The sequence below is a fragment of the Vibrio sp. 704 genome (assembly GCF_033339295.1).
This window is the reverse complement of record NZ_JAWOUH010000133.1, coordinates 1-1,035: the sequence shown is the minus strand read 5'-3', so window position 1 is coordinate 1,035 and position 1,035 is coordinate 1. Positions and strand designations below refer to the sequence as shown.

Below are 1,035 nucleotides of genomic sequence, written 5' to 3'. Positions count from 1 at the left end.
GTGCCATCAGTTTCGCGCCGAATAGCATAGATAGAGCACCTGTTAGAGCGCCACCAGCCATACAAGATGGGATTACACGCATTGGGTCTTTCGCTGCGAATGGGATTGCACCTTCAGAGATAAAGCACAGACCTAGCACGAATGATGCTTTGCCCGCTTCACGCTCGTTTGGTTCAAACTTGTTCTTCGCTAGGAAAGTGGCCAGACCCATACCTAGCGCCGGCACCATACCTGCCGCCATGATTGCAGCCATTGGTGCGTAAGTTTGAGAAGCCAATAGACCTACACCGAATGCGTAAGCTGCTTTGTTTACCGGGCCACCCAAGTCGAAGCACATCATTGCGCCAAGGATAATACCAAGTAGAACGGCGCTGTCTGAACCCATGTTGTTTAGGAAGTCAGTCAGACCATTCATGATGCCAGAAACCGGACCACCAACGATGTAGATCATCACAAGGCCCGTAAATAGCGTCGCAACAAACGGGATGATCAGAATCGGTTTCAATGCTTCCATTGATTGAGGAAGTTTTACTTTATCTGCTAAGAGCTTCGCTGCGTAACCTGCGATGAAACCAGCCGCGATACCACCAAGGAAACCAGCGCCAGTAGAGCTTGCCAACATACCACCAACAAGACCCGGAGCCAGACCCGGACGGTCAGCAATTGAGAAGGCAATGTAACCAGCAAGCACAGGGATCATCAGTGCAAACGCAGAGCCGCCGCCGATGGTCATTAGTGCGGCTGCCAATGTACCTTCTTCTTTAAATGCTTCAATGCCGAATACGAACGATAGGGCGATGATCAAACCACCTGCGACGACGACAGGAAGCATGTGCGAAACACCCGTCATTAGGTGTTTGTATGCGCCTTTCTTCTCGTCTGCTGCCGAAGCAGAACTTGCAGCGCCTGAATGTTGGTAAATCGTGGCTTGTTCGAACGCTTTGTCCATCTCTTCAGCGGTTTTCTTCAGAGCTGGGCCAGTCTTTGTACGGTACATTTTTTTGCCGTTGAAGCGATCAAGTGGCACTTCGATGT

1 protein-coding gene is annotated in these 1,035 nt (G+C 50.6%); it reads right to left on the bottom strand.

Features of this window, described 5'->3' with window-relative positions; genetic code table 11:
• On the bottom strand, positions 1-1,035 hold a 1,035-nt coding region (locus tag R7R24_RS24960), incomplete at both ends, for a fructose-specific PTS transporter subunit EIIC (protein WP_318119787.1).